We start from the raw sequence: 23,781 nt of genomic DNA, 5'->3' as shown, positions 1-23,781 counted from the left end.
TGCGGAACGACTCAGAAACCTGCAGCTGCGACGCGGTATGCGGCTTCCATGAGCATCCAGCCGCCCAGTTGGACCGACAGGTCTCGCTCGGGTACGTCGGACGGTCGGACCGTTCCTTCGGTGAAGCTGGCGATGTGCAGACCTTGCCCCGGGAATCGGGCTTCGCGGGTCCAGTCGGCCCCGAACAGGGGGTTGTCTTCCACTTCGAGGCGGTTTTCCCACGCTGCTTCGGCCGAGTTCAGCACGATCGCAGCTGCGAGTTCGCGAGCTCGGTCGTCGGCGTCGGAGTCCCCGGGCAGCTTCACCGCGACCATCGCCAGGTACCGCGCGAGGATCGGGTTGAACAGGCCGCCGTCTCCCCCACCGCCGCCGGTGATGACGAGGTTGCGGGTCAGGTGGTTGTCGACTGCGTCGACCAGAGCATGGACTCGGTGCGCGTGCCTGGGTTCGCCGAGCCGAACTGCGAGTTCGGTCTCGAGGCCCAACGTGACGCCCTGGCAGTAGCTGTACACGGCGCGTTCCATCTCACCGGGTTTGCCGGCGTCGACGAGTGCGCGAGTGGAATGCATTCCGTCGAGAATCAGCCCCGTGCGCTCGTCCCTGAGGGTGCGGTCCATCCAGTCGGCCATCTCCTGGGCACGCCACAGCCGACCGGTGCGCGCCAACAAGATCGCGGCCGGACCGTTGGCGGGTGCGTTGTAGAAGTCGGACTTCTTGCGCCACGGAATGCCGCCGCCCTCGGCCGGAGCCCAGGCGTCGAACAATTCCATCTCGATCTGCTGGATGCCACCGCGATTGCCGACGAAGTGCTTCCGCTGCGCCCGTTCGAGCGCCAACCCGAGCCACGCCATGTCGTCGTAGTAGTTGTTGGTCCACCCGCTGACGTTGCGGGTTCGGTGCGCTCGGGTGATCTTGTTCAGTCGCCGACGGCGCTTGGGGGTGAGATCGCGATCTGCGGCGTCGACCGCGCAGTCGAGCAGGTGGGCCTGCCACCAGTAGTGCCAGCGCAGGAACATCCGTTCCTTCCGGACCGGTGGCCAGGCGACGACTCCCAACGTCGTGCCCGGTAGCCCCCAGAGCCGACGCATGTGCCGCGCGACGACGGCCCCCTCCGCGGCGTCCGCACGCTGCGACCACAACTCCTGCATACCCGCAATCCTGCCACTACCGTTGCAGATTCGTTACATCCCGCCCCGGAAACCGCCCCCGAAACCGTTCCGGAACCCGCTGTGGTGTCACCACGCAGTATCGATGTCGGCATGCCGCCGAATCCACGAGTGCATGGCAATTCCCGCGGCAACCCCGGCGTTGATACTGCGGGTGGAACCGAACTGGGCGATCGATACCGTCATCGACGCCAATTCGCGGGCACTGTCGGTGACGCCCGGTCCCTCTTGTCCGAAGAGCAGCAGGCAGTCGCGCGGCAACTCCGCCGTCTCGATCGGTACCGACCCCGGGGTGTTGTCGACGGCCACGACGACGAGGCCCTGCTCCGCGGCGAATTCCATCAGCGCTTCCACCGTGTCGTGGTGGTGGATGTGCTGGTAGCGGTCGGTGACCATGGCACCGCGGCGGTTCCACCGACGTCGCCCGACGATGTGCACCGCCTGGGCGGCGAAGGCGTTCGCGGTGCGCACCACCGTCCCGATGTTGGCGTCGTTGGTGAAGTTCTCGATGGCGACGTGCAGCGAATGCCGTCGGGTGTCGATATCGGCGACGATGGCCTCGCGCCGCCAGTAGCGGTAGGCGTCGACGACGTTGCGGCGGTCACCGTCTGCGAGCAGTTCCGGGTCCAACCGTGGGTCGTCGGGTGGTGGTTCGGCGTGGGTGTCGGACCACGGTCCGACGCCGTTGGGGTTCTCGCCCCACTCGGTGGGGCCGGCGTCGTCCGACGGAGGAGTGCTGTCGCTGCTCAATAGATTTCGTTGCTGTCCGGTGCGATGCGGAATCCGTGTCCGGTCGCATCGTCGACGCACGAGATGCCGTTCTCGGCGGACGTGCAGGTGAATCCGTTCTCGGCGATGGTCGCCCCGACCGCGAGCGGTGGATCGATCGTTTCCCCACCCGAGGTGTAGACCACGCCGCCGGAGCACATGAAGGCAGCCGGCCCTTGATTGGTGACTCGAATACCGTTGCCCCAGTTGATCATGCAGTCCTCCGGACGCGGCGGCACCGGAGTGGTGGTGCCCTGACACCCGGCCTCGGTGCGGTTCGACAGCGGCACGATTCCGCACTGGAACAGACCGTCGGGGGAACTGAAGTAGAACGCGCCGCCGATGGCGGCGTACGTCGTCTGCGGTTCTGCGGTGGGCGGCGGCTCGACCGGAGGCGGGGGCGGCGGGAGCGCTTCTTCCGTCGTCGTCACCGGTGCAGGAGTGGTGGTTGCCGTTGTCGTCGTCGGCGCGAGAGTGGTGGTCGACGGCTGCGGCGGAGGCTGGGCAGCGGACTCACTGCTGCAACCGGCGAGAACGAGCGCCGCGGCCCCGATTCCCACCGACAAGGCTCGTAACCGACCCATTCGCCTTGCCCTGCTCGAACGCAACCTGCTCGAACCCCACGTACTCAGCATGAAGAAACCCCGACCCACCTTTCGACACCGATTGCTCGAAAGACCGACGATACCGGCGTCAGGGCCGGCATCGTTCGGCGACGAGTTCTAGGTGTGGCTCAGGCGCCGGTTGACCTCGCGGGTGAGCCACGCGGGCGAGAAGCGCGAGCCGAGCGAGAGCGCCTTGGACGGCAAGCCGACCGGGAAATGCACCTTGTGCAACCGGCGCTTGACGGGACGGGTCGCGTCGAAGATCGCGTCGGACACGTCTTTGACGGTGAGCCGGACACCCAACGAACTCGTGGTGCCCGTCGACACGCCCTGGGTCATCGCAGTCTGGACGAACAGCGGCCACATGGCCTTGACGGAGATGTCGTACTTGCTCCACTCGAGATCCAACGCCTCGGTGATGCCGCGTACCGCGAACTTGGTTGCGCCGTACGTCACCAACTCGGGCTGACCGTAGATGGCCGACGCCGAACACAGGTTGACGACCTGCGCGCCTGCCGTGTCCTTGAGGTACGGGAAAGCCGCGAGGGTGCCGTAGACGACCCCGTTGACGTTGATGTCGATCTGACGGCGGTGCACCGAAAGCGGCATGTCCTCGAAAGCGCCCGCGGCGAGGATTCCGGCGTTGTTGATCAGAATGTCCAGTCGACCGTCGCCCTCGGAGACGAACTCCTTCAACCGGGTTTCCCACTGGTCGGAGTTGGTTACATCCAAGATGCCGGTGACCACACGGCCGCTGAGCGAGGCAGCTTCCTTGCCGAGCGATGCCAAGCCGGTCTCGTCGATGTCGTAGGCACCGACGAGGTAGCCGCTGGCGGCGAACTTGAGGGCCGTCGCGCGGCCGATACCGGCAGCTGCGCCTGAGATGAAGACAGTTGGTCGAGTCACATCGATCACCGTACATGTAACCCTACTTACCGGTAACCCCCTATCGTCGAATATCCAACGGCCGCTTTCGGCGGCGTAGGAGCACCGAAGTGAACAACGCGAGAATCGTGCGATCCGTCGTCGTCGTGACGATCGGCTACGCCCTTGTGCTGGCGATCTGGATCGGTTGGTTGAGGGACCGCACCCCACCGGGAACGCTTCCGTATCAGTTGGCAGCCCTGGTCGCCGGATTCGGCGCAGCTCTCGGACTGGCCATGCTGATCGCCGGACGCCCCACACGTGAGCAGAAGGAACTGATCGAACACGGCGTGGAGGGGTGGGCGACGGTCGATGCCATCCGCCGGATCGACGACGACACCGCCGAGTTGGATCTCGAATTCACCGTGCCGGGCTCGGGCAGCTACTTCGGCAAGATCGTCTACGACATCCCACGTTCGGACAGCTCACGATTCGAGCCGGGCACCGTCATCGCCGTTCGCGTCGACCCTGCCCACCGCGAGCGGGTACTGCTTCTACCTCGAAGCCAGGGCCTCGACGAGTAGGACCTGCGCCGCCACATAGGTCGAGAGGATGACCGCTTCCGCGGCGCGCCGCCGACGGTCCTCGTTCAGAAAGAGCCGTCTGAACACGATCAGCGCGTCGGAGACGGTGAACAGAACACCGCCGATGATCAGCCTGCGATCGCCGCCGCGCGAGACCGAACGCGCAGACAGGGTCGACGTGGTCGCGAGCACCGCACCGTAGCCGGCCAGGGTCGACGCCACCGCGGGCTGCCGCCTGGCCAGAAGCGTCGATGCGACTGCCCATCCGGCGTATCGCGGAGCGGCGTCGAGCAGCGTCGGACGCGCACCCCGACGGAGCAGCAGATACGTATAACTGCCCTGCATCACCGCGAACGCACGCGCGCCCCATTCCAGAGCGGAATCGTCGTCGGGGTCGATCAACAGAACATCGCCGACCGTGGCCGCCGCAAGACCCGCCAGGAGCACCCGATCTCGCGCCGGATCGAGCCCGCTCGCCAGCGCCGGGACGATCAGAGGCTTGGCCATACGCTGCACGGGCATCGACCCCGCCGCCGCACCGACCACGGTCACCGCACCCGCCACCAGCGCGGCTGCACGAGCCCGCCGAACCCGACCGACAACCATCGCAGACCTCCACCGACAATCTCGTCACAGCGCAAGTCACATGTGACGCTGACCCCTATCGCTTGATACTCGCAGGTCGCGTCGCCATCGTGGAGAGGTCGGTCGGATCATATCGAGGTAGTGGGGACCATCATGCGCCGCAAACTCACCGGGCAGGACAGTTCGGGACGATCCGCCTTCGCCGGCAATCCCAACCCTTTGCTCCGCGACTGCGACGTTCGTCAGGCGCGCATCAAGCGCTGGGTGACCACACTGCTGATACTCATGGTTCCGGTGTCGCTGTGGATCGGTGCCACCGCCCACTCCGACCAACAGCAGCGACTCGAAGACCAGAAGAATTCGATTCACCAGGTCACCGCGACCACGACGGCCGTTGCGGAATCCGTGCCCGCCGTATCCACCGAGCTCGGCGCATCCGGCGCAGCCGCAACTGCCGTCGACTCACGCTGGGTCTACCGAGGCGTCGAGCACACCGGACGCGTCAGCGTCGACACCGGATCGCCTGCCGGGACCACCACGCAGATCTGGGTCGACAACAGCGGCGATCTGAGTATGCGCCCCCTGACCTCGTCGGATGTCGTCGCCGCATCCATTTTCAACACCATCGGCAGCTGGGTACTCGTGGCATCCGTTCTCATCGGTGCCTATCAACTGATGCGCTTCCGCTACGACGGTCGACGGGACGCCGAGTGGGACCGCGAGATCGCCGATCTGCTGCGGCAACACTGATCCGAGCTCATCCATCTCCCTGGGCTCCAGCGCTTTGCGATAGATAGTTAGTGTATGTAACAATAAATCGGTGAGTCACTCCGACGAAGACATCCGAGATCTCCTCTCGCAGCTGGTCACCAGCTCGTCGCGCTTCGTCCGATTGGCCGCACGGTTCGGCAGCGACGAATGGCCGAGGGCGTGGATGCGGGCCCTGTCGTTGCTCGAGGAGTACCAGCCCCTGCGCATCAGCACCTTCGCAGAGCTGGACCGCTGTTCCCAACCCTCGGCAACGGCGCTGCTCGCCAAGTTGAGCAACGCCGATCTCGTCACCAGGCGACCCGACCCCGACGATTCGCGTGCCGTTCTCATCGAGATGACCGAGGCCGGCCACCGATGGCTCGCCGAAGGTCGACGCCACCTCGTCGACGGACTTCTGCCGTACCTGTCCGACCGCGACCCAGAACAGATCCAGAAACTGACCGACGGCTTGAGCGAGCTTCGCAGCATCCTCGAGCCCGTCGATCACGAAACGAGAGGAACTCTTTCGTGACCACCAGCACCTCAACCGACAGCCTGCTGAAGCAACCTCGCGCAGTATGGGCAGTTGCATTCGCCAGCGTCATCGCCTTCATGGGCATCGGTCTCGTGGACCCCATCCTCAAGCCCATCGGTGAACAGCTCGACGCCTCGCCGTCGCAGGTGTCACTGCTGTTCACCAGCTACATGCTCGTCACCGGCATCGCGATGCTGATCACCGGAGTGGTGTCGAGTCGCTTCGGCCCCAAGCGCACGCTGCTGGTGGGACTGGCGATCATCGTCGTCTTCGCAGCCCTGGCAGGCACGTCCGGATCGGTCGGCGAGATCATCGGATTCCGCGCAGGCTGGGGGCTGGGCAACGCCCTGTTCATCGCGACGGCGCTGTCGACCATCGTCGGTGCCGCATCGGGAGGTGTCGCTCGCGCGATCATCCTCTACGAGGCCGCACTCGGTATCGGTATCGCGACCGGCCCTCTCGTCGGTGGAGTTCTCGGCGGGTTCAGCTGGCGCGGACCGTTCTTCGGGGTGGCCGCACTGATGGCCGTCGCGTTCATCCTGCTCATCGTCATGCTTCCGGACACCCCGAAGCCCGCCCACACCACGTCGATACTCGATCCGTTCCGCGCGCTTCGTCACCGCGGCCTGCTCACTGTCGGCATCACCGCGCTGCTCTACAACTACGGATTCTTCACCCTCCTCGCCTACACCCCCTTCCCGTTGGACATGGGCACCTACTCCATCGGCTTCATCTTCTTCGGCTGGGGCCTGTGCCTGGCCGTGGCGTCGGTGTTCATCGCGCCGAAGCTGCAGCGGGCCTTCGGAACGCTGAACATGATGATGCTCGCGCTGCTGCTGTTCGCCGTCGACCTGGCCGTCATGGCGATGTTCACCGAGAACAAGACCGTCCTCGTCGTGGGAACCGTCGTGGCCGGGTTGTTCCTCGGCGTCAACAACACGCTGATCACCGAGACCGTGATGATCTCGGCACCGGTCGAGCGTTCGACGGCATCGGCGGCCTACAGTTTCGTTCGCTTCACCGGCGGGGCCGCGGCTCCCTATCTGGCCGGCAAACTGGGCGAGTCGAACATGCACGTCCCGTTCTGGGTGGGTGCCGCCTGCACTGCTCTGGCCATCGTCGCGTTGGCAACCGGCCGGAAGGTGCTCGCTCACGTCGACGATCACGAACCCGCACCTCACAGCATCGACGAGGCCCGCGCGGTGACGGTCGGCGACTGAAATACGTTCACCCGACTGGGTTTTCGCGGCGGTCGAGATGTACGCATCTCGACCGCCGTTTCACGTCTCAAATCTCTCTCGTCACATACGTCCCATCAGTAACACTTTCATAACCAATTCTCAGGTAAAGCTCTGAACGGTTCCCGAGACCGGCCGGTTGGTTTACGGTCACGTCAACACGGTTGTTCGTGTGACTCACCAACTACACCCGTTCCGCGTGGGAGGGCGGGTGCGTGCAGCACGATGCTGCCACTGACCGAAGGGCCACAATCTCCATGTCGCAGAAGTCGATCGCCAGGTCCAAGAAGGCGCGCCTCGCCGCTGCCGGGGCCGCCATGGCACTGTCCCTCTCCATCGCCGCACCGGGAATTGCCAGTGCGCAGGATCAGACACCCGAAAGCTCCTCCGTCGAACAGCCCGCCACCGAAGAAGGCACCGAGTCCGGCGCTCCCACCGCGGAAGAGGGCGCAACCGTCGAGGGATCGGCCACCGTCGACGGGCAGATCGAAGCGCCTGCTCCGGCCGTCACCCCTGAAGACGCCGCAGCGGCCGCCGCAGCGGCAGTGCCGGCCCCCGAGGTCCCGTCGGCCATCCGCCCACTGCCGCAGGTGACCGGTGGCGTCGTCTTCAACGACGACGGCACCGCGACGGTCAACCTGGACATCATCCCGCAGCTGTCCGACGCCGAGAAGCAGGCGATCGCCGACGCCGAGGCCGAGAGCAAGGCAGCGGTGGAAGCCACCACTGCCGCCCAGGTGCGGCTCGAGACCGCCAAGGCCGCCGAGGCCACCGCGAGCACCGACGCCACCAAGGCAGAGGTCGCCGCAGCCGAGGCCGACGTCAAGGCCAAGACGGCCGCCGCAGAGGCCAAGGCCGCCGTGGTCGCCAGCACGGCCGCCAGTGCTGCGGTCACCGCAGCCAAGAACGACGCTGCCGAGCTGAAGACCACCGCCGACGAGGCCAACGCTGCAGCGGACCAGGCCGAAGCCGACGCGACCGCAGCCGAGGAGCTTGCCGTCCAGCTCGAGGCCGCAGCGGTATCGGGCGATCCCGAGGCCACCGCAGAAGCCGAGGCAGCTCGCGCCGATGCGAACGCCAAGGCCGAACTGGCAGCAAGCGCCAAGGTCGAGGCAGATGCGTCGACCAAGGCCGTCGAGGATTCCGTCGCGGCACTGCAGGAGTCGTTCAAGAGCCTCAACCTCGCCAAGATCGCTGCGGCCACCAGGGCCGCAGCCGCGACCGCAGCGAAGTCGCTCGCACTGCACGTCGAAGCGCAGACGGCCGCTGCCGTGGCCGCGATGGCCGAGCAGAACGCTCTGAACCTCGAAGCTGCAGCCGAGGCCGCAGCAGGTGAGGAAACCGAATCCGAGAAGGCCGCAGCCGACGCCCGGACAGCAGCCGATGCTGCCAGGGCCGACGCCGAAGCCAAGGCCGACGCGGCCACCGCAGCTCAGGCTGCACTCGACGCCGCGCCGTCGGACGCCGATATCGCTGAGTTGGAAGCCGCGGCCGCCGACGCCGCACAGGCGGTGACCGATGCCAACGCAGCCGTTGTGGCCGCCGACGCGGATCTGCAGCTCAAGACCGAGGCAGCCGCAGCAGCCAAGACCAAGGCCACCGACGCCGCGACGGCGCTGACGGCCGCACAGGCAGACGTGACCGCAGCAAAGGCCAACTCCGACGAGAAGGCCAAGGCCGAAGCCGATCTGAAGGCCGCAGCCGCCGAATTGGCCGCCAGCGGACCGAAGTTCGAGTGGACGATCAATCTCGGAAACACCGTCCGCGAGGACGTTCCGGTCACCGAGGTCGACGAGAACACCGTCGTCGTCGACAAGACCGGAGTCTCCCTGGTTGGCGTCAAGAACGAGGACGGATCGTTCACGGTCGCGGACTACTTCACCACCGACGAGAACGGTGTCGTCAGTGTTGCCGGCGATCTGCCGCCGGTCGATCTCGCTCTCGGCGACTCCTCCGACGAGGCGTCGGGCGCATCGGACAGCTCGTCGAACACCCCGGTGATTCTCGCCGGAGTCGGCGTGGTCGTCGTCGCGGCTGCAGGCGGAGCGTTCTACCTGCGTCGCCGCAGCTCCACCGATGCCACCTCGTAGTACCCGCTGGTTGTGGACGGCGATCCTGACCTTCGTTCTCCTCGTATCAGGTTGTGCGAGTGACGAAGTCGGGGTCGCCGCGCCGGATCGCTCGCCGGTGCAGTCACAGATCACTGTGGCGGCACCGACGAGCGACATCGCTCCCGCTCAGCCGGAACACATCGAACTCCGGTCCTCGGACGGCACGACCTATCTGAGCAGCCCCATCCACCCCGATCCGCTCTACCGCGGCGGCGACAGTGGCCAGGTACTCAACCCGGTCGACGAGCTACCTGCATGGTGGGCCGAGAGCGGCATGCCGGGAACCTCCACCGAACAGACGGTAGTGGTTGCCGGACACAACTATTCGAAGCGCGACGCGCCGTTCAAGGCGCTGCGCGTGGTGATGCCCGGCGATACCGTCGCGTTGCGCACAGCGAGCGGCACTCTGGAGTACGCGGTCGAATCGGTCGGCCCCCTACCGAAGGGGTCACTGTTGGCCGACAACGAACTCCGACGCTCGGTGCCCGGACGATTGATCCTGGCGAACTGCGACGTCCAAGGCGGCGAACCCACCGACGACAACTTCGTCGTCGTCGCGCAACTGGTTCGCTGACAAGCCCTTTCGGGACCGGGATTACAGGCCGAGGTCCGCCAAGCCGAGCAAGGATCGATACTCGAGTCCCTCGGCGGCGATGACTTCGTCCGCCCCGGTCGCGCGGTCGACCACCGTGGCCACTCCGACGACCGTCGCGCCTGCGTCCCGCAGAGCCTTGACGGCAGTGAGCGGAGAATTTCCGGTCGTCGTCGTATCCTCAACCACCAGAACACGTTTGCCGACGATGTCCGGTCCCTCGATCTGACGCTGCATGCCGTGCGCCTTCGCTGCCTTGCGCACCACGAATGCATCGATCGGCCGTCCCTGGGCGTGCATGATCGACATCGCCACCGGATCTGCGCCCATCGTCAAGCCGCCGACCGAGACGAAATCCCAATCGGCAACCAGATCACGCATCAGCGAACCGATCAACGCACCTGCCCGGTGATGCAGGGTCGCGCGACGCAGATCCACGTAGTAGTCGGCTTCTTTGCCCGACGACAACGTGACCTTCCCATGCACGACGGCAAGCTCTTTCACCAAATCGGCCAGTTCCTGCCGGTCCGAATTCGCGGCACTCTCGGCCATGTTCGGATTCCTCTCGTCGCACCACGGATCTTCGATAGGTCGGTACGAACTTACCCACCGACTCGCGCGACCGCTCCCGGCGGCTCCGATGCTCGATCTCGGGTCGTTTCTGCCACTAGGCAGCGATGTGGGCCGACTGCTGCTCGTCGAGCAGTTCCTTGGTCTCCACGAACGGTTCCGGTGCGGTCAACGAACGAGACCTAGCGACGAGCGAGGACGGGAACGTGCCGATCGCCTGCGACAGCCGGTACGCGTTGTCGTTGTACACGCGTACCGCGCCTGCGATACGACGCTCGGTGACGTTCAGTTCTCCGGCCGGACCCTGAAAAGCCCAATTGCCCAACGCATTCTGACGCGCATCGGCGTCGGCGAGCACAGCATGGAACGCGGCGGACAACGCATTCTCGGCAGCGGCCTGCGACTGCAGACCCAGGCTGCGATCGCGCACTGCCTTGGACCACGACCGTGCACCGCCGAGCTGACGCAACAGATCACCGGACAGCCCGGTGGCCTCCGCGGCCGCGAGGAACGGGCCCAACTGCTCGTGACGCCGATCCAGTTCGACCTCGACCAGTCGCAGACTCTGCTCCGTCTGCTCGCTGTACCGACCGAGTCGACGCAGCGCGATCAGCACGTAACCGACCACGACAACCGCGACCAGGACCACCACTGCCACGACAACACCCGAAGAAACCGTCACGAGGTACGAATTTAGCCGCGTAAGCGCATCTGTGCCTGTAAACACGCCCGAACTTTCGTCAGGGCTGGTTGCGTCGGCGCTCCGAGTCGAAAGGAATCGGACGCGACGCAGGCGGATGCGGCACAGGACGCGACGGATTCGCCGAACGCGCAGCCTGCGGACCGGCCGCATCGGGCCGCGGCGGACGCGGCCTACGTCCGGGTTCCTGCGGACGTGGCTCGGAAGTACGAGGATCTCGGGTGCGGGGCTCCGGGGTACGAGGCTCCTGGGTACGGGGCTCGGCTATCCGAGGAGGCCGAATCCGAGGCTCGGGTGTCTTGGGCGCAGGCGTTCTCGGCTCGGCAACACGTGACTCCGGGCTTCGCACCGCCTGGATTCGGGGTTCCGCCACCCGAGGCTGGGGATCGTGCGGCACGTCCGCTTGCTGATTATGTGGCTCATGGACCAGCGGCCTACCCGGATCGCTTCGATCGCGGCCGGGATCGCCGGGGCGAGCGCCGTAGACGGCACTTCCACGAACCGGGGGCAGCACGTGCAACATGCCCGACAGTCGTGCGACCGCGTCGATCGCGGCGTCCCAATCGCGACCCGAACTGTTCAGCGGCAAGGACCCGAGCGTCCAGTCCTTCTCGCTCCACAGCAACTGCAGATTCGCTGGAATGGACTCGGTGAACGCGGCCATCCGCTGGTCGCAGACACGGCGAGCGATATCGACGTCGGTGGCGAACACCACGCGCGGCCCGATGGAACCGAGCAGTTCCATGTCCTCGTCGCGCGGCGGCGGCGTCGAGCGGGGCCGGAGGTCGATGTCGACATCGGAACCGACCGAACGCTGCACGGCCACGATGGTGCCTGTCTCCTCGACGTCGAAGAGAACGAACTCCTCACCGCGCCGAACACCGGTCACCACTCCCAGAGCCACGTCGAACTCGGGCTTGGACAGAGCAGCGCGAGAGAACCGAGTGACCAGTTCTCGATCGTGCGGTCGATACTCGTACCCCTGCGCCTTGGCCCACATCTGCCGGACACGTCCGGACCGATCTCGCTTGGACCTGTCGATGTAGAGCAGCGCCACTGCACCCATCAGTGCAATTGCCGCAAGGCCGAACCACATTGCCGTCATCGCGAACCACCTTAATCGACATCCACACCTTCACCGCCCACCACCGCCGGGTCCTGTGAACGGTCCCTACGACTGCTCGGGTTGCCTATGGGGTCATTCCGCAGGCTCCACTCCTAGCCACCGAGACTGGGCGTTTCGATGATGACGTTCGCGCGAATCGTTCCGTCCTCGACGGCCTCGCCCTGGACCACGACGAAAGCACCGACCGCCAGCGACGCCAGATCGCTACCGGACAACGAGATTATCTGGGTCTGGGGTGTGGTCTGCACCGTCACCGGAGCGCCGTCGAGTCCGTCGAGTGTCAGAGTCGAACCGTCGTTGGCGCTGATCGTTCCCACCGACGACCCCAGCTGACCGAGAATCTCGGGAATTCCTCCCGGGATCAGCTCGGGCGTGGTGGCGGTGCCCGATTCGGTGGGCTGCGGCGTGGTCGTGGGTGCACTCGAGGTGGGCGGTCGGATCGACGTCGACGGCGCAGAAGCGGTGGTCGACTCGTCGGATCCCCCGCTCAGGAAGGAAATCCCGAACACCACGACGATGGCGAGTACGACGAGTCCGATCAGCGCCAGAACCCACGGTCGTGGCCCCTTGCTGCCGGAATCGGCGGCGTTCGGATCATCGCCGGGAGGCGGAGCGCCGTACTCCGGCGGCTGCCCGAACTGCTGGGTGTGGCCGAATTGCTGAGTGTTGCCGTACTGCTGCGGCTGCCCGTACTGCGCAGTCTCGTACCCCTGGCCGTACTGCTGGGTTTGGCCGTAGGCCTGATTCGCCGCCGCCTGCTGCTCGGGGTCGTACGGCGGAAATGCCTGCGTGGGCTGATACCCCGGCGGATAGGCCTGGGGGTCGGGGTTCTGCTGGGCAGGATTCTGCTGAGTCGGATACTGATAGGCCGGATCCTGATAGCCCGGGTTCTGGTACGCCGGGTTCTGGTACGCCTGGGTCGGATATGCCTCGGTGGGGTGAGCGCCGTCGGGATACTGCTGGGCTCCGGGGTACGGCCGACCGTAGTCCTTGGTCGGCTCGGATGGCTCCGCCTGGGGTGCTGCGTCCTGATCGCGCTCCCGAGGTGACCGTGGGTCGTCCGGATTCGTCATTCCACGAGCGTACCTATCCGGCACTTCCCGGTTGAAGGCACAAAACAGGCCCACCCGAGCAGTGCTCGGGTGGGCCTGTTGCGGAGAAGGGCCGCCGCTAGCCCAGGATCAGGCGTTCGCCGTCCGGGCTCGAGTTGACCGACACCACGTCGCCGTCGTGGACGTCGCCGGCGAGCAGGAGCTTCGCCAGTTGATCGCCGATCGCCTGCTGGATCAGCCTGCGGAGCGGACGCGCGCCGTACAGCGGGTCGTAGCCGCGGGCCGCGAGCCACAACTTGGCCGGCGAGGACACCTCCAACGTCAGGCGACGAGCCGCGAGACGCTTGGCGAGGAAGCCGAGCTGAATGTCGACGATCGACTCGAGCTGGTCCTCGGACAAGGCGTCGAACACCACGACATCGTCGAGGCGGTTGACGAACTCGGGCTTGAACGAGCGCCGCACCGCGTCCATCACCTGCTCCTTGGTGCCGCCGGCACCGAGGTTGGAGGTGAGGATCAGGATCGTGTTGCGGAAGTCGACGGTCCGGCCCTGGCCGTCGGTGAGGCGGCCTTCGTCCAGTACGGCGAGCAGGATGTCGAACACGTCGGGGTGCGCTTTCTCGACCTCGTCGAAGAGCACCACGGTGTACGGACGCCTGCGCACGGCTTCGGTCAGCTGGCCGCCGGCCTCGTAGCCCACGTAGCCCGGAGGCGCACCGACGAGCCGAGCGACGGCGTGCTTCTCGCTGTACTCGCTCATGTCGATGCGGACCATCGCGCGTTCGTCGTCGAAGAGGAACTCCGCCAACGCTTTCGCCAGCTCGGTCTTGCCGACGCCGGTGGGTCCGAGGAACAGGAACGATCCCGTCGGACGGTTGGGATCGGCCACTCCGGCGCGGGAGCGTCGGACGGCGTCGGACACCGCTTGTACTGCGTCCTTCTGTCCGACGACTCTCTTGCCTAGCTCGTCTTCCATGCGGAGCAGCTTCGCGGTCTCGCCTTCGAGCATCCGGCCGGCCGGAATTCCGGTCCAGGCTGCGACGACGTCGGCGACGTCGTCCGGGCCCACTTCCTCCTTGAGCATCACGTCACCCTGGGCGGGCGAGTCCTCGGTCTTGGCTGCGAGCTCCTTCTCGAGGGTCGGGATGCGTCCGTAGCGCAGTTCGGCGGCCTTGCCCAGATCGCCGTCGCGTTCGGCGCGATCGGATTCGCCGCGCAGGTTCTCGAGCTCCTCCTTCAGTGCCCGTACCGAATCGATGGCGTTCTTCTCGTTCTGCCAGCGGGTGCTGAGCCCGGCCAACTTCTCCTGCAGGTCGGCCAGCTCCTGGCGGAGCTTGTCGAGTCGAGCCTTCGACGCGTCGTCGGTCTCCTTCGCCAGTGCCATCTCCTCGATTTCGAGGCGACGGACGGCGCGTTCGACCTCGTCGATCTCGACGGGGCGCGAGTCGATCTCCATGCGCAGACGGGACGCGGCCTCGTCGACCAGGTCGATCGCCTTGTCCGGCAGGAACCGGGCGGTGATGTACCGGTCGCTCAGGGTTGCCGCGGCGACGAGGGCGGAGTCCGTGATCCGGACGCCGTGATGCACCTCGTAGCGTTCCTTGAGTCCGCGCAGGATGCCGACGGTGTCCTCGACCGACGGCTCACCGACGTAGACCTGCTGGAAGCGTCGTTCGAGAGCGGCGTCCTTCTCGATGTACTTGCGATACTCCTCGAGGGTCGTCGCACCGACGAGACGCAGTTCGCCGCGGGCGAGCATCGGTTTGATCATGTTGCCCGCATCCATCGCCGATTCACCGCTCGCGCCGGCTCCGACGATGGTGTGCAACTCGTCGATGAACGTGATGACCTGACCGGCGGAGTTCTTGATGTCGTCGAGCACGGCCTTGAGCCGTTCCTCGAACTCACCGCGGAACTTCGCGCCGGCGACCATCGAACCGAGGTCGAGAGAGACGACGGTCTTGCCGCGCAGGCTTTCGGGTACGTCGCCGGCGATGACGCGCTGGGCCAGTCCTTCGACGATGGCCGTCTTGCCGACGCCGGGTTCGCCGATGAGCACCGGGTTGTTCTTGGTGCGTCGGGAGAGAACCTGTACGACTCGCCGGATCTCGGTGTCGCGGCCGATGACCGGATCGAGCTTGCCTTCCCGGGCGAGCGCGGTCAGGTCGGTGCTGTACTTCTCCAGCGCCTGGTAGGTGTTCTCCGGATCGGCGCTGGTGACCCGAGCGCTGCCCCGGACGGCCTGGAAGGCGTCGCGCAGCTCGTTGGGTCCGGCTCCGTGGCCGGTCAGCAGCTTGGCGACGTCGTCGTTTCCGGTCGCCAGGCCGACCATCAGATGCTCGGTGGAGACGTACTCATCGTCGAGTTCGGTGGCCAGGTGCTGCGCTGCGGTGATCGCGGCGAGGGTTTCACGGCCGAGTTGCGGAGTGGTGGTCGAACCGGTTGCCGAGGGCAGCCGGTCGACGAGGCTCTGCGCTTCTCGACGCACCGTTGCGGGGTCGACGCCGACGGCCTTCAGCAAGGGAGTGGCGATGCCGTCGGTCTGATCGAGCAACGCCACCAACAAATGTGCCGGACGGATATCCGGGTTACCGGCCGCGGATGCGGCCTGCAGAGCAGCGGAGAGTGCTGCCTGCGACTTCGTGGTGGGAGTGAAGCTGTCCACCGGTCACCTTCTTTCGACTGGGTTCTGCAAAGACTGTCGCTCGGTACAACCATAGCGAAGTTGAGTCTGTTCCGCTCAACCTTGGATTTCTCCACATTCTGCGACGTGCGCGATATCCTCGACCGGTCTACTTTGGTGTCGGTCGACAGCAGTGATTCGGTGGGGTGGAGGTGGATCGATGCTCGACGCACGCACGATCTCCCTGGTCCGCACCGGATTCAAATCCGTCGTGGCCGCTCAGGACGGTCCGGCGCGGCTGTCCCGGTCCTTCTACGGCCATCTCTTCGCCCAGCACCCCGACTTCCGAGCTCTGTTTCCCGCCTCGATGGATGCCCTGCGTGAACACTTCGTCATGGCACTCGGCTACGTCTTCGAGCATCTCGACGATCCCGACCGCGTCGAACCGTTCCTCGAACAACTCGGCCGGGACCACCGCAAGCACGGAATCTCCGGCGCGCACTTCCGTGCGGGCAGTTCGGCTCTGATCAGCGCGTTCCGCACCTTCGCCGGCAACGAGGTATGGACCGACGAGGTCGAGACGGCCTGGAACGATGCACTGACCGTGGTGAGCGATGCGATGGCCGTCGCCGCCGACGACGACGAACTGCCGCCTTTCTGGAGTGCCACCGTCGTCGAGCATCAGCGGGTGCTCGACGACCTCGCGGTGGTTCGATTGAAGACCGACGGCGAGATCCCGTACTTCCCCGGGCAGTACGTCAGTGTGCAGATTCCGCAGCGGCCCAAGCTCTGGCGGTATCTGTCCCCGGCCATTCCCAGCAATCCGTACGGCGAGATCGAGTTCCATGTTCGACGCGTATCCGGGGGCTGGGTGTCACCGGCGATGGTCACCGAGACCGCGGTGGGTGATCGCTGGTCGATCAGTCCGCCGCTGGGCGGGATGCATGTCGATCGCGCGATCGGCGAGGACGTGTTGATGATCGCGGGAGGCACCGGTCTGGCTCCGCTGCGTGCGCAGGTCATGGAGATGGCGCAGCGCAGCAACAATCCGCGGGTGCATCTGTTCGTCAGCGGAACGTATCCGTGCGATCTCTACGATCTGGACACGTTGTGGCAGCTGTCGCTGTCGAATCCATGGTTGACGATCGTTCCGGTGACCGAGCAGCTCGAGAATCCGTGGTGGTATTCGGGCACGCCTCGCGAACTGCCGTGGGGAATGCACCACCGTCTGCACGGTGCGGTGGGCAAGGTGGTGACCCAGTTCGGCTCGTGGGCCGATCGGCAGATTCAGATCTGCGGGTCTCCGTCGATGGTGCGAACGACGATCTACGCCCTCCGCAAAGTGGGCACGCCGATGGAGCACATTCAGCACGATCCGTTCTGAATCAGTCTGCGCTGCAGGGCAATCAGCTGGACAGCGATTTCGGCGGCAGATCCTCGACGATTCCGCCGGCCACCAGTCGCGGAGTCCACGTCTCGGTGATGAGCCGGCCGTCTCCGGTGATGATCGCGTCGGGGTCGGGATCGATCAGGATGGGATAGCCGGTGTCTGCGGTGGCGAGAATGTTCTGCACCAGGAGGCCGTTCTCGATGGTGTAGTGCACCGAAACCGGATACAGGTCGGAGTCGAATGCCCATGGGCGACCGATGAATATCACTGCATCGCCGAGATCGTCGAGTACCGACACCGAGCCATCGCGCTCGAGCCGCAGGCTCCACTGAGGCGGCATGGACGTGGCGAACTCGAATCTGTGGGGCGCTCGGGCGTCGAGCAGGTGGATCATCAACAGCGCGCCGTCGCGGGGATCTCGTTGCGGAACAATGACTTCGAACGATCCGCATTCGTAGAATCGGGACCCGAACGGCCCCGGGATGCCCGCGCCGAGATCGTCTGCGATGGTGAGTGCGAGCCGAACGAACCCGGAGCCGTCCTCGGCCCTGAGCGTGATTCCCTCGGAGGGGTGCGGCAGGCGCGATTCGTCCCGCGGCGCGTAGGACAGCACGGCGCGTAGCAGCGGCTCGACCACCTCCGCGTCACCGTCTCGTGAATCGAACGTTCGCCGTCGACGATCGGTCATCTCCACCCCCTTCGCCTGGCAAGACAGTCTGCCACCGGGGCTCGAATCACGCGTCCGATTCTGCGGAAAACCATTCGTTCGATCCCGCTCTCGGGGCACCCGCCTGCCCGGGCTCGCCCCTCTATGTCCACCGACGCATGAAACCGATCAGTACGATTTTCTGACGAATTTCTGCAGGTCAGCCATGGTTCGCGGGATCCACGGCAGCGGCTACTATGAGCCGGTTCGGTCCGCGGCGGACCGATCTGCCCGGGTGGGCAGCGGCTGTATCAGGAAGGCACACACATCCCCGATGTCCGCTGATTTCGCCGCACGTCTGAACCATCTGTTCGCCACGATCCACCCGCCCGGACGCAAGCCACACACCAACGCCGAGGTCGCCGACGCTCTCGCCTCGCGCGGACACCAGATCTCCAAGCCCTACATCTCGCAATTGCGGTCGGGGCAGCGCGCCAATCCGTCCGCGGACACCGTCGCGGCGCTGGCCGCGTTCTTCAAGGTCAAGCCCGACTACTTCTTCGACAACATCTATGCGACGAAGGTCGACCACGATCTCGAACTGCTCACCCAACTGAAGGGCTACGGTCTGCGCCGCCTGTCCGCTCGGGCATTCGACCTGTCCGAGGAATCGCAAAATCTGCTCAGCTCGATGGCCGAGAAACTCCGCGTGAGCGAAGGCCTACCCGCGGTGCCGCCGGACAGCACCCGTTAGAACCCGCTAGGACCCGGCCCTGGCGGCAATCCTTGCCTGCACTTCCGGACGCCGCAGCGGCGGCACCGTCGGCGGTGGCTGACGCCGCTCGGGAAGCGCATCGAGGAGTCGGTGCGTCGTCGCCGTCACCTCGGCGACGGCCAGCTCGAACGCATCGCGGGTGGCGTCCGACGTCTTCTGTACGCCGCTGATCTTGCGGACGTACTGACGCGCGGCCGCTTCGATCTCGGCGTCGGTGGCGTGCGGTTCCAACCCTCGCAGGGTGGGTGATGTTTCGGCACATATCTCGACGATAGCCCCGCATCTCACACCTCGAGAAGACCCGACAACGCCCGTAGACACAACGCGCGCACCTGCTCGCGGTCGAGAGTTCTGCGCTCCACCCAGTCCAGACACACAGCTCGCACGAAGGCGATCCAGCCGCGCAGCGCGGTGCGTACCGTTTCGTCGTCCTGCAACGTCGTCGGCAGCGCGGCAAGGATCCGCTGCTGCTGGACGTCGAACTCGCGCGTGAGGATCTCGTTGATCAGAGGATCCCCCAGCAACGTGCCGCGATTGACCGCGCGGACGCCGTGCGCATGTTCGTCGGTGTACGAGATGTACGCATCGAGGCCTGCGGCGATCTGCTCGAATACCGGCAACGAGGTGTCCGGCGCGGTCAGACCGAGGTTGCGCTCCGATTCGGCGCGGACGATCTCGACGAAGAACTCCCGCTTGGACGGGAAGTAGTGATACATCAATCCGCGTGACACGCCGGCAAGGTCTGCGACCTCCTCGATCCAGACGTCCTCGTACGGCCGCTCGGCGAACAGTGCCGAGCCGATCTCGATCAGCTGCGCACGCCGCAGTGCCGGCGTCATGCGCTTGCGCGGTGTGGTCATGGGCCTCGAACCTTACTTGACACCGGTTCAACAGTGAGTACGGTCACTATTTGACACGGTTCAACAAGGGCCGGTCCCGAGACGATGGAGTGGCGATGTCGACACAGTTCGCGGTACGAGGCGGCTCCCTGCCCCATCCCCCGCACCGACTCCCCGTGCTCGGCGACGTCGTCGGCGTCGATCCCCGCACCCCCGTCCAGGATTCGACCGCGATGGCCCGCACGCTCGGCCCGCTGTTCGAGCGGCACATCCTCGGCCGACGATTCGTCTTCGCCTCCGGTGCCGACGTGGTGGGCGAGCTGTGCGACGAAAAGCGCTTCGAGAAGTTCTTGCCCCCGGGCGTCGAGAATCTACGGGACATCGGAGCCGACGGGCTGTTCACCGCCTACAACCACGAACCGAATTGGCAACGCGCCCATGATCTTCTGCGCCCGGCGTTCACCGCAGGGGCCATGCGCGGGTACCACGAGATCATGGTCGACGTCGCCGACGACCTGATCGAGCATTGGGAGTCCCTCTCTCGCAACGCGTCACCGACCGATGTATCGGCCGACATGACGACGTTGACGCTCGAGACCATCGGCCGGACCGGATTCAGCTACAGCTTCGGCTCGTTCGCGCGTGCCGAGCCGCATCCGTTCGTCTCGGCCATGGTCGGTGCGCTGACGTACAACCAGCGGCGGGCGTTGCTGAAGGTTCCCGCGTTCGCCAAGCCTCTGTTCGCCCGCTCGGATCGCCGGTACGCGGACAACAAGCAGTACCTGGCAGACGTCCTCGCAGATGTCGTCAGGACCAGGCGCCGATCCACCGAAGACTTCAGCGACCTGCTCCAGATCATGATGGACGCCGCGCGTGACGCCGACAATCCGAATGCCCTGAGCGAAGCCAACATCGGCTGCCAGATACTGACATTCCTGATCGCCGGTCACGAGACCACCTCCGGTGCACTCTCTTTTGCGCTGTACTACCTGGCGACGCACCCCGAGGTCTTCGAGCGCGCCCGCGCCGAGGTCGACGAGGTCTGGGGTACCGGCAAGCCCGAGTTCGGCCAGGTCCCCAAGCTGCGATATGTCCGACGCGTCCTCGACGAATCACTGCGCCTGTGGCCCACCGTCCCGGCGTTCGGTCGCGGGGCACGCGCCGACACCGTCGTCGGCGACGGCTACGCCATGGCGGCCGGAGACTGGGCGATCGTGCTCGCCACGGCGCTGCATCGTGATCCTGTGTGGGGTGACCGCCCGCACGAGTTCGATCCCGACAACTTCTTGCCCGATCGCATCAAGGCCCGGCCCGCTCACGTGTACAAGCCTTTCGGCACCGGTGAACGCGCCTGCATCGGACGGCAATTCGCCATCCACGAGGCCGTTCTGGTGCTCGGAACCATTCTGCAGCGCTTCGACCTGCAGGCCGACCCGTCGTACCGACTGAAGGTCCAGGAGCGACTGACCATGATGCCCACAGGCTTTCGGGTAAAACCCACAGTACGGCAGTAGTCAGTCGGGTAGCAGCGGAACCGAGATCCCCGGATCACGGCCGAGCAACACCCCACGAGTGAGCGACGTCGAGCCGAACTTCTTGTGCACCCCGTCGAGCGCCCGGTCCAGGGCCGAGGCCTCCGGCGGTGTCCGTACCTGCGGCGGGTCGAACTGCAGCTCCAATTGCTCCGCACCGCCCCTGTCGATGCTCGACACGGTGACCCCCACCAACGTGATGCCCTTCTCCGCGATCAGCGGCGCCGCGTCGTGCAGCAATTCGAGTGCGGCGTCGAGAATGTCGCGGGTGTCGGCGGTCGCTCGATCGAGCGTGTGCGACCTCGTCGCCCGGGTGAAATCGGCAAAGCGCAAGCGCAACATGACGGTTCGGCCGGTTCGCTGCGCGGCGCGCATACGGTGCGTGACGCGATCGACGAGCCCGATCAACGATGCCTCCACCTCGGCCGCGTCGTGCCTGCCACGGCCGAGTGCCCGCTGCGCACCGATGGAACTGCGCGACTTACCGGGCTGGACGCGTCGTGGATCCCGGCCCATGGCCAGCGCGTACAGGTGGGCACCCGCACCCTTGCCGAGTACCGAGGCCAACGACCGCTCGCCGTAGGCCGCGATGTCGCCGACCGTTATGATGTCCAGAACGTGCAGCTTCTCGGCGGTCACTTTTCCTACGCCCCAAAGTCTTTCGATGTTCAGCGGGTGCAGGAATTCGAGTTCGCCGCCGGGCGGTACCAGCAGCAGGCCGTCGGGCTTGGCGAAGGCGCTGGCAACCTTGGCCAGGAACTTGGTGGTGGCGATCCCGACGGTGATGGGCAGCCCCACCTGCTCGGCGACGTCCTGCCGCAGGCGCTGTCCGATCTCGGTGGCACTGCCCGCGATCTTCTGCAGCCCGCCGACGTCGAGGAATGCCTCGTCGATGGAGATGCCCTCCACCAGCGGGGTGGTGTCGTGGAAGACGTCGAACACGTCCTTGCTCGCCTGCGAGTAGGCGTCCATACGCGGCGGCACCACGATGGCCTGCGGGCAGACCGCGCGTGCCTGCCCGCCGCTCATCGCCGTGCGCACACCGAAGGCCTTGGCCTCGTAGCTGGCGGCCAGCACCACTCCCCCGCCGACGATCACCGGCTTGCCGCGCAGCCGCGGATCGTCCCGCTGCTCCACCGAGGCATAGAAGGAGTCCAGGTCGGCGTGCATGATGCTCGCCACGGGTCTACCGGTGGACTCCACCGTTCCATGCTCGCACAGGCCACCGACACCCTCGGCCCGCTCACCCGCAGACGTGGTCCTCCGCGGCCTGCACTATGGGCTCGGCCCAGGGCTCACCGGTCCCCTTCTCGTAGGTAGCACCGAGCGAATCGGTCACCTCGGCGACGGCTTGCTCTTCGGTGAGCCCCTGCTGGGCGCGGGTCTCGCAAAAACCCGGAATGTAGATGCCCAGTGCGAACACCTCGTTGACGGTGGTTCCGATGCCCTGTCCGTAGAGGTCGTCGAACAGTTCGCTCATTCCCGGAGTTTCGAGAAATCCGTCCCTGGCCTCCTGCACGTCACGCGAGATGCCGGTGCCGGTCTCGGTCGACGTCATCTCGTAACTGCAGCCTGCGCTCAGTGCCATCAGGCAGAGTGCAGCGCCCATCGATATCCGACCCGCGCGCCGCATCAACGGACCACCTCCGCAAGAAGGCGAACTCGCGCCGCGACAGCATCGCCTTCGGGTGCAGGTAGCAGCGCTTGGGTCGACATCGTGGCTCCTATGTCCAGTAGCTGCGTCGAGGAGTCGAACAGTACGGACTCGGGGTCCAAGCGTGCGAACATCTTTCGTCTCCTGAGTGGTGCGGCTACCGGCGAGCGCCGGCGTAGGGCTCGAGCAGATCCGACGGCACGCGGTGGTCGGCATCGGCGGGCAGCACCAGTTCGGGCGCACCGGCGCGTGATCGAGGTGCCATCTCGAACGCCTCGATCGACTGGCAGTACTTCGAGACTCGGATGACGGACATGTTCATCCGTGCCGTCATGTCGGTCACCCAGTACGGCACTCGTTCGTTGGCCTTGATCTCCAGGATCGCGAGCTTGGGCGGGATGATGAAGCGGTTCTGGGCACCGGAATCGAATCGGAAGTCGCGATCCCGACCGTGCACCTTGTGATCGATCGTCACCCGTAGACCGAGGTCGGCCTCACGACCGATGTACGCCTCGCGCAGATAACCGGTGGTGACCATCGGACGCAGATCCAGATTGGCGATCAACGTGCTGACCTCGTTGACGAACGGGCGTTGACTGGGATCGCATTCTATCTCCTCGCGGCCGTTGAGCCACCGCTGAGAAACGTCGTAGGGCAACGAGATTCGGCGCTTCTGGGTGACCCTGTTGACGCGCTGCTTGATCTCGATCTGCACCGGCGTGTCGTCGGTGCACTCGGACGGCGCCCCGTACAGCCGTACCCGCACCTTGCGCCTGAACTTCAGGCCCTCGATCTTCTCCCAGTAGAACCGCAGATCGGTGGTGTCGTAGTACAGCGAGGTGACCGGGTAGCCACCCTTGGGCGAGAACGGGTCGGTGTCCATCCGTGCCGTCAGTTCTTCACGGACCTGAGCGACGTCGGCCTCGGCAACGAAGTACTTGATCTCGTACCGATTGAACGAGTGCAGCTTGCTGGCGGTCTGCTGGTAACCGGTGGGCTCGGTGTTCAGGTCCTCCGGCGACGCACCCTGCTTCTCCAAAGCGGCCTTGGGTCGAAATTTGTCGAACAGATTCATG

Annotated in this window: 25 protein-coding genes and 1 pseudogene; 9 read left to right on the top strand and 17 right to left on the bottom strand. The window is 65.6% G+C overall.

Annotation, left to right across the window (positions count from 1 at the left end; genetic code table 11):
* Positions 1-11: 11 nt before the first annotated feature.
* The 4 genes from R3P93_RS20420 to R3P93_RS20405 all read right to left on the bottom strand — a co-directional run bounded on the left by R3P93_RS20420 (position 12) and on the right by R3P93_RS20405 (position 3,445).
* On the bottom strand, positions 12-1,148 hold the full coding sequence (locus R3P93_RS20420) for a glycoside hydrolase family 76 protein (protein ID WP_317533918.1): 1,137 nt from the start codon (positions 1,146-1,148) through the stop codon (positions 12-14).
* Between the two features lie 87 nt (positions 1,149-1,235).
* Complete coding sequence (locus R3P93_RS20415) at positions 1,236-1,916, bottom strand: TrmH family RNA methyltransferase (RefSeq protein ID WP_317533917.1); 681 nt, start codon at positions 1,914-1,916, stop codon at positions 1,236-1,238.
* Positions 1,913-2,518 (bottom strand): DUF6636 domain-containing protein, encoded by a 606-nt coding sequence (locus R3P93_RS20410; RefSeq protein ID WP_176460420.1) that lies wholly within the window; start codon positions 2,516-2,518, stop codon positions 1,913-1,915. The genes R3P93_RS20415 and R3P93_RS20410 overlap by 4 nt, the downstream gene beginning before the upstream one ends.
* A gap of 138 nt (positions 2,519-2,656) precedes the next feature.
* Positions 2,657-3,445 carry an SDR family oxidoreductase gene (locus tag R3P93_RS20405; protein ID WP_068053942.1) on the bottom strand — a complete coding sequence of 263 codons (789 nt, stop codon included), beginning with the start codon at positions 3,443-3,445 and terminating at the stop codon, positions 2,657-2,659.
* A gap of 89 nt (positions 3,446-3,534) precedes the next feature.
* On the opposite strand from R3P93_RS20405, the gene R3P93_RS20400 reads away from it, so the two are divergent.
* A complete protein-coding gene (locus R3P93_RS20400) occupies positions 3,535-3,987 on the top strand; it encodes a hypothetical protein (protein ID WP_068053889.1) in 453 nt (150 codons plus the stop codon).
* Here R3P93_RS20400 and R3P93_RS20395 read toward each other — a convergent pair.
* Positions 3,958-4,593 (bottom strand): lysoplasmalogenase family protein, encoded by a 636-nt coding sequence (locus R3P93_RS20395; protein WP_317533916.1) that lies wholly within the window; start codon positions 4,591-4,593, stop codon positions 3,958-3,960. The two genes, R3P93_RS20400 and R3P93_RS20395, sit on opposite strands and share 30 nt — an antisense overlap.
* Positions 4,594-4,725: 132 nt before the next feature.
* On the opposite strand from R3P93_RS20395, the gene R3P93_RS20390 reads away from it, so the two are divergent.
* The 5 genes from R3P93_RS20390 (at position 4,726) to R3P93_RS20370 (ending at position 9,780) form a co-directional block, all read left to right on the top strand.
* Positions 4,726-5,322, top strand: a complete 597-nt coding sequence (locus R3P93_RS20390; protein WP_317533915.1) for an Rv1733c family protein — start codon at positions 4,726-4,728, stop codon at positions 5,320-5,322.
* A gap of 70 nt (positions 5,323-5,392) precedes the next feature.
* Positions 5,393-5,854, top strand: a complete 462-nt coding sequence (locus R3P93_RS20385; RefSeq protein ID WP_068053883.1) for a MarR family winged helix-turn-helix transcriptional regulator — start codon at positions 5,393-5,395, stop codon at positions 5,852-5,854.
* Positions 5,851-7,077, top strand: a complete 1,227-nt coding sequence (locus tag R3P93_RS20380) for an MFS transporter (RefSeq protein WP_317533914.1) — start codon at positions 5,851-5,853, stop codon at positions 7,075-7,077. Before R3P93_RS20385 ends, R3P93_RS20380 begins: the two co-directional genes overlap by 4 nt.
* A 275-nt stretch (positions 7,078-7,352) precedes the next feature.
* Complete coding sequence (locus tag R3P93_RS20375; RefSeq protein WP_317533913.1) at positions 7,353-9,185, top strand: hypothetical protein; 1,833 nt, start codon at positions 7,353-7,355, stop codon at positions 9,183-9,185.
* A gap of 97 nt (positions 9,186-9,282) precedes the next feature.
* Positions 9,283-9,780 carry a class F sortase gene (locus tag R3P93_RS20370; protein ID WP_317533912.1) on the top strand — a complete coding sequence of 166 codons (498 nt, stop codon included), beginning with the start codon at positions 9,283-9,285 and terminating at the stop codon, positions 9,778-9,780.
* A 21-nt stretch (positions 9,781-9,801) separates the two neighbouring features.
* On the opposite strand, the gene pyrE is transcribed toward R3P93_RS20370, so the two are convergent.
* The 5 genes from pyrE to clpB form a co-directional block, all read right to left on the bottom strand.
* Positions 9,802-10,350 carry an orotate phosphoribosyltransferase gene (gene pyrE, locus R3P93_RS20365; RefSeq protein WP_094687780.1) on the bottom strand — a complete coding sequence of 183 codons (549 nt, stop codon included), beginning with the start codon at positions 10,348-10,350 and terminating at the stop codon, positions 9,802-9,804.
* A 115-nt stretch (positions 10,351-10,465) separates the two neighbouring features.
* Entirely contained in the window at positions 10,466-11,050 is a 585-nt protein-coding gene (locus R3P93_RS20360) for a LemA family protein (protein ID WP_317533911.1), read from the bottom strand.
* A gap of 58 nt (positions 11,051-11,108) precedes the next feature.
* The gene (locus tag R3P93_RS20355) at positions 11,109-12,173 is read right to left on the bottom strand and encodes a type III secretion system chaperone family protein (protein WP_317533910.1); all 1,065 of its coding nucleotides are present in this window, start codon (positions 12,171-12,173) and stop codon (positions 11,109-11,111) included.
* A gap of 113 nt (positions 12,174-12,286) precedes the next feature.
* Positions 12,287-13,267 carry a DUF5666 domain-containing protein gene (locus tag R3P93_RS20350; RefSeq protein WP_317533909.1) on the bottom strand — a complete coding sequence of 327 codons (981 nt, stop codon included), beginning with the start codon at positions 13,265-13,267 and terminating at the stop codon, positions 12,287-12,289.
* A gap of 97 nt (positions 13,268-13,364) precedes the next feature.
* Positions 13,365-15,911: an ATP-dependent chaperone ClpB gene (clpB, locus tag R3P93_RS20345; protein WP_283347694.1), complete on the bottom strand. Its 2,547-nt coding sequence runs from the start codon at positions 15,909-15,911 to the stop codon at positions 13,365-13,367.
* Positions 15,912-16,089: 178 nt separating this feature from the next.
* On the opposite strand from clpB, the gene R3P93_RS20340 reads away from it, so the two are divergent.
* Positions 16,090-17,253, top strand: coding sequence for a globin domain-containing protein (locus tag R3P93_RS20340; protein WP_068053851.1), 1,164 nt, complete (start codon positions 16,090-16,092; stop codon positions 17,251-17,253).
* Between the two features lie 22 nt (positions 17,254-17,275).
* On the opposite strand, the gene R3P93_RS20335 is transcribed toward R3P93_RS20340, so the two are convergent.
* Positions 17,276-17,947, bottom strand: a complete 672-nt coding sequence (locus tag R3P93_RS20335; protein ID WP_141215322.1) for a hypothetical protein — start codon at positions 17,945-17,947, stop codon at positions 17,276-17,278.
* 292 nt (positions 17,948-18,239) lie between these two features.
* Here R3P93_RS20335 and R3P93_RS20330 point away from each other — a divergent pair, with 292 nt between their 5' ends.
* The gene (locus tag R3P93_RS20330; RefSeq protein WP_068053936.1) at positions 18,240-18,659 is read left to right on the top strand and encodes a helix-turn-helix domain-containing protein; all 420 of its coding nucleotides are present in this window, start codon (positions 18,240-18,242) and stop codon (positions 18,657-18,659) included.
* 6 nt (positions 18,660-18,665) lie between these two features.
* Here R3P93_RS20330 and R3P93_RS20325 read toward each other — a convergent pair.
* Together R3P93_RS20325 and R3P93_RS20320 are read right to left on the bottom strand one after the other, a co-directional pair.
* A pseudogene (locus R3P93_RS20325) lies at positions 18,666-18,942 on the bottom strand (DUF2277 domain-containing protein).
* A gap of 22 nt (positions 18,943-18,964) precedes the next feature.
* A complete protein-coding gene (locus tag R3P93_RS20320; protein ID WP_094640941.1) occupies positions 18,965-19,540 on the bottom strand; it encodes a TetR/AcrR family transcriptional regulator in 576 nt (191 codons plus the stop codon).
* Between the two features lie 95 nt (positions 19,541-19,635).
* On the opposite strand from R3P93_RS20320, the gene R3P93_RS20315 reads away from it, so the two are divergent.
* Positions 19,636-21,033, top strand: a complete 1,398-nt coding sequence (locus R3P93_RS20315; RefSeq protein WP_317533908.1) for a cytochrome P450 — start codon at positions 19,636-19,638, stop codon at positions 21,031-21,033.
* On the opposite strand, the gene dinB is transcribed toward R3P93_RS20315, so the two are convergent.
* From dinB to R3P93_RS20295, 4 genes are all read right to left on the bottom strand, one after another.
* Positions 21,034-22,221, bottom strand: a complete 1,188-nt coding sequence (gene dinB / locus R3P93_RS20310) for a DNA polymerase IV (protein WP_317533948.1) — start codon at positions 22,219-22,221, stop codon at positions 21,034-21,036. It lies immediately after the preceding gene.
* Positions 22,222-22,294: 73 nt separating this feature from the next.
* The gene (locus R3P93_RS20305; RefSeq protein ID WP_317533907.1) at positions 22,295-22,639 is read right to left on the bottom strand and encodes a hypothetical protein; all 345 of its coding nucleotides are present in this window, start codon (positions 22,637-22,639) and stop codon (positions 22,295-22,297) included.
* Between the two features lie 44 nt (positions 22,640-22,683).
* Positions 22,684-22,839, bottom strand: coding sequence for a hypothetical protein (locus R3P93_RS20300; RefSeq protein WP_317533906.1), 156 nt, complete (start codon positions 22,837-22,839; stop codon positions 22,684-22,686).
* A 23-nt stretch (positions 22,840-22,862) separates the two neighbouring features.
* On the bottom strand, positions 22,863-23,780 hold the full coding sequence (locus R3P93_RS20295; RefSeq protein WP_068053816.1) for a polyphosphate polymerase domain-containing protein: 918 nt from the start codon (positions 23,778-23,780) through the stop codon (positions 22,863-22,865).
* Position 23,781 lies beyond the last annotated feature (1 nt).

Origin of the sequence: Rhodococcus cerastii, from assembly GCF_033042195.1 — a bacterium.
Classification (GTDB): Bacteria; Actinomycetota; Actinomycetes; order Mycobacteriales; family Mycobacteriaceae; genus Rhodococcoides.
The sequence above is the reverse complement of the archived record's forward strand: the minus strand, read 5'-3'. Positions and strand labels throughout refer to the sequence as shown.

Bases quoted from the DNA above. Each gene is read 5' to 3' on its own strand.
- R3P93_RS20420 (WP_317533918.1), bottom strand. From the start codon at position 1,148: ATGCAGGAGTTGTGGTCGCAGCGTGCGGACGCCGCGGAGGGGGCCGTC.
- R3P93_RS20410 (WP_176460420.1), bottom strand. From the start codon at position 2,518: ATGGGTCGGTTACGAGCCTTGTCGGTGGGAATCGGGGCCGCGGCGCTC.
- R3P93_RS20395 (WP_317533916.1), bottom strand. From the start codon at position 4,593: ATGGTTGTCGGTCGGGTTCGGCGGGCTCGTGCAGCCGCGCTGGTGGCG.
- R3P93_RS20390 (WP_317533915.1), top strand. From the start codon at position 4,726: ATGCGCCGCAAACTCACCGGGCAGGACAGTTCGGGACGATCCGCCTTC.
- R3P93_RS20375 (WP_317533913.1), top strand. From the start codon at position 7,353: ATGTCGCAGAAGTCGATCGCCAGGTCCAAGAAGGCGCGCCTCGCCGCT.
- pyrE (WP_094687780.1), bottom strand. From the start codon at position 10,350: ATGGCCGAGAGTGCCGCGAATTCGGACCGGCAGGAACTGGCCGATTTG.
- R3P93_RS20355 (WP_317533910.1), bottom strand. From the start codon at position 12,173: ATGACGGCAATGTGGTTCGGCCTTGCGGCAATTGCACTGATGGGTGCA.
- R3P93_RS20350 (WP_317533909.1), bottom strand. From the start codon at position 13,267: ATGACGAATCCGGACGACCCACGGTCACCTCGGGAGCGCGATCAGGAC.
- R3P93_RS20340 (WP_068053851.1), top strand. From the start codon at position 16,090: ATGCTCGACGCACGCACGATCTCCCTGGTCCGCACCGGATTCAAATCC.
- R3P93_RS20335 (WP_141215322.1), bottom strand. From the start codon at position 17,947: ATGACCGATCGTCGACGGCGAACGTTCGATTCACGAGACGGTGACGCG.
- R3P93_RS20330 (WP_068053936.1), top strand. From the start codon at position 18,240: ATGTCCGCTGATTTCGCCGCACGTCTGAACCATCTGTTCGCCACGATC.
- R3P93_RS20320 (WP_094640941.1), bottom strand. From the start codon at position 19,540: ATGACCACACCGCGCAAGCGCATGACGCCGGCACTGCGGCGTGCGCAG.
- R3P93_RS20315 (WP_317533908.1), top strand. From the start codon at position 19,636: ATGTCGACACAGTTCGCGGTACGAGGCGGCTCCCTGCCCCATCCCCCG.
- dinB (WP_317533948.1), bottom strand. From the start codon at position 22,221: ATGCACGCCGACCTGGACTCCTTCTATGCCTCGGTGGAGCAGCGGGAC.
- R3P93_RS20305 (WP_317533907.1), bottom strand. From the start codon at position 22,639: ATGGCACTGAGCGCAGGCTGCAGTTACGAGATGACGTCGACCGAGACC.
- R3P93_RS20300 (WP_317533906.1), bottom strand. From the start codon at position 22,839: ATGTTCGCACGCTTGGACCCCGAGTCCGTACTGTTCGACTCCTCGACG.
- R3P93_RS20295 (WP_068053816.1), bottom strand. From the start codon at position 23,780: ATGAATCTGTTCGACAAATTTCGACCCAAGGCCGCTTTGGAGAAGCAG.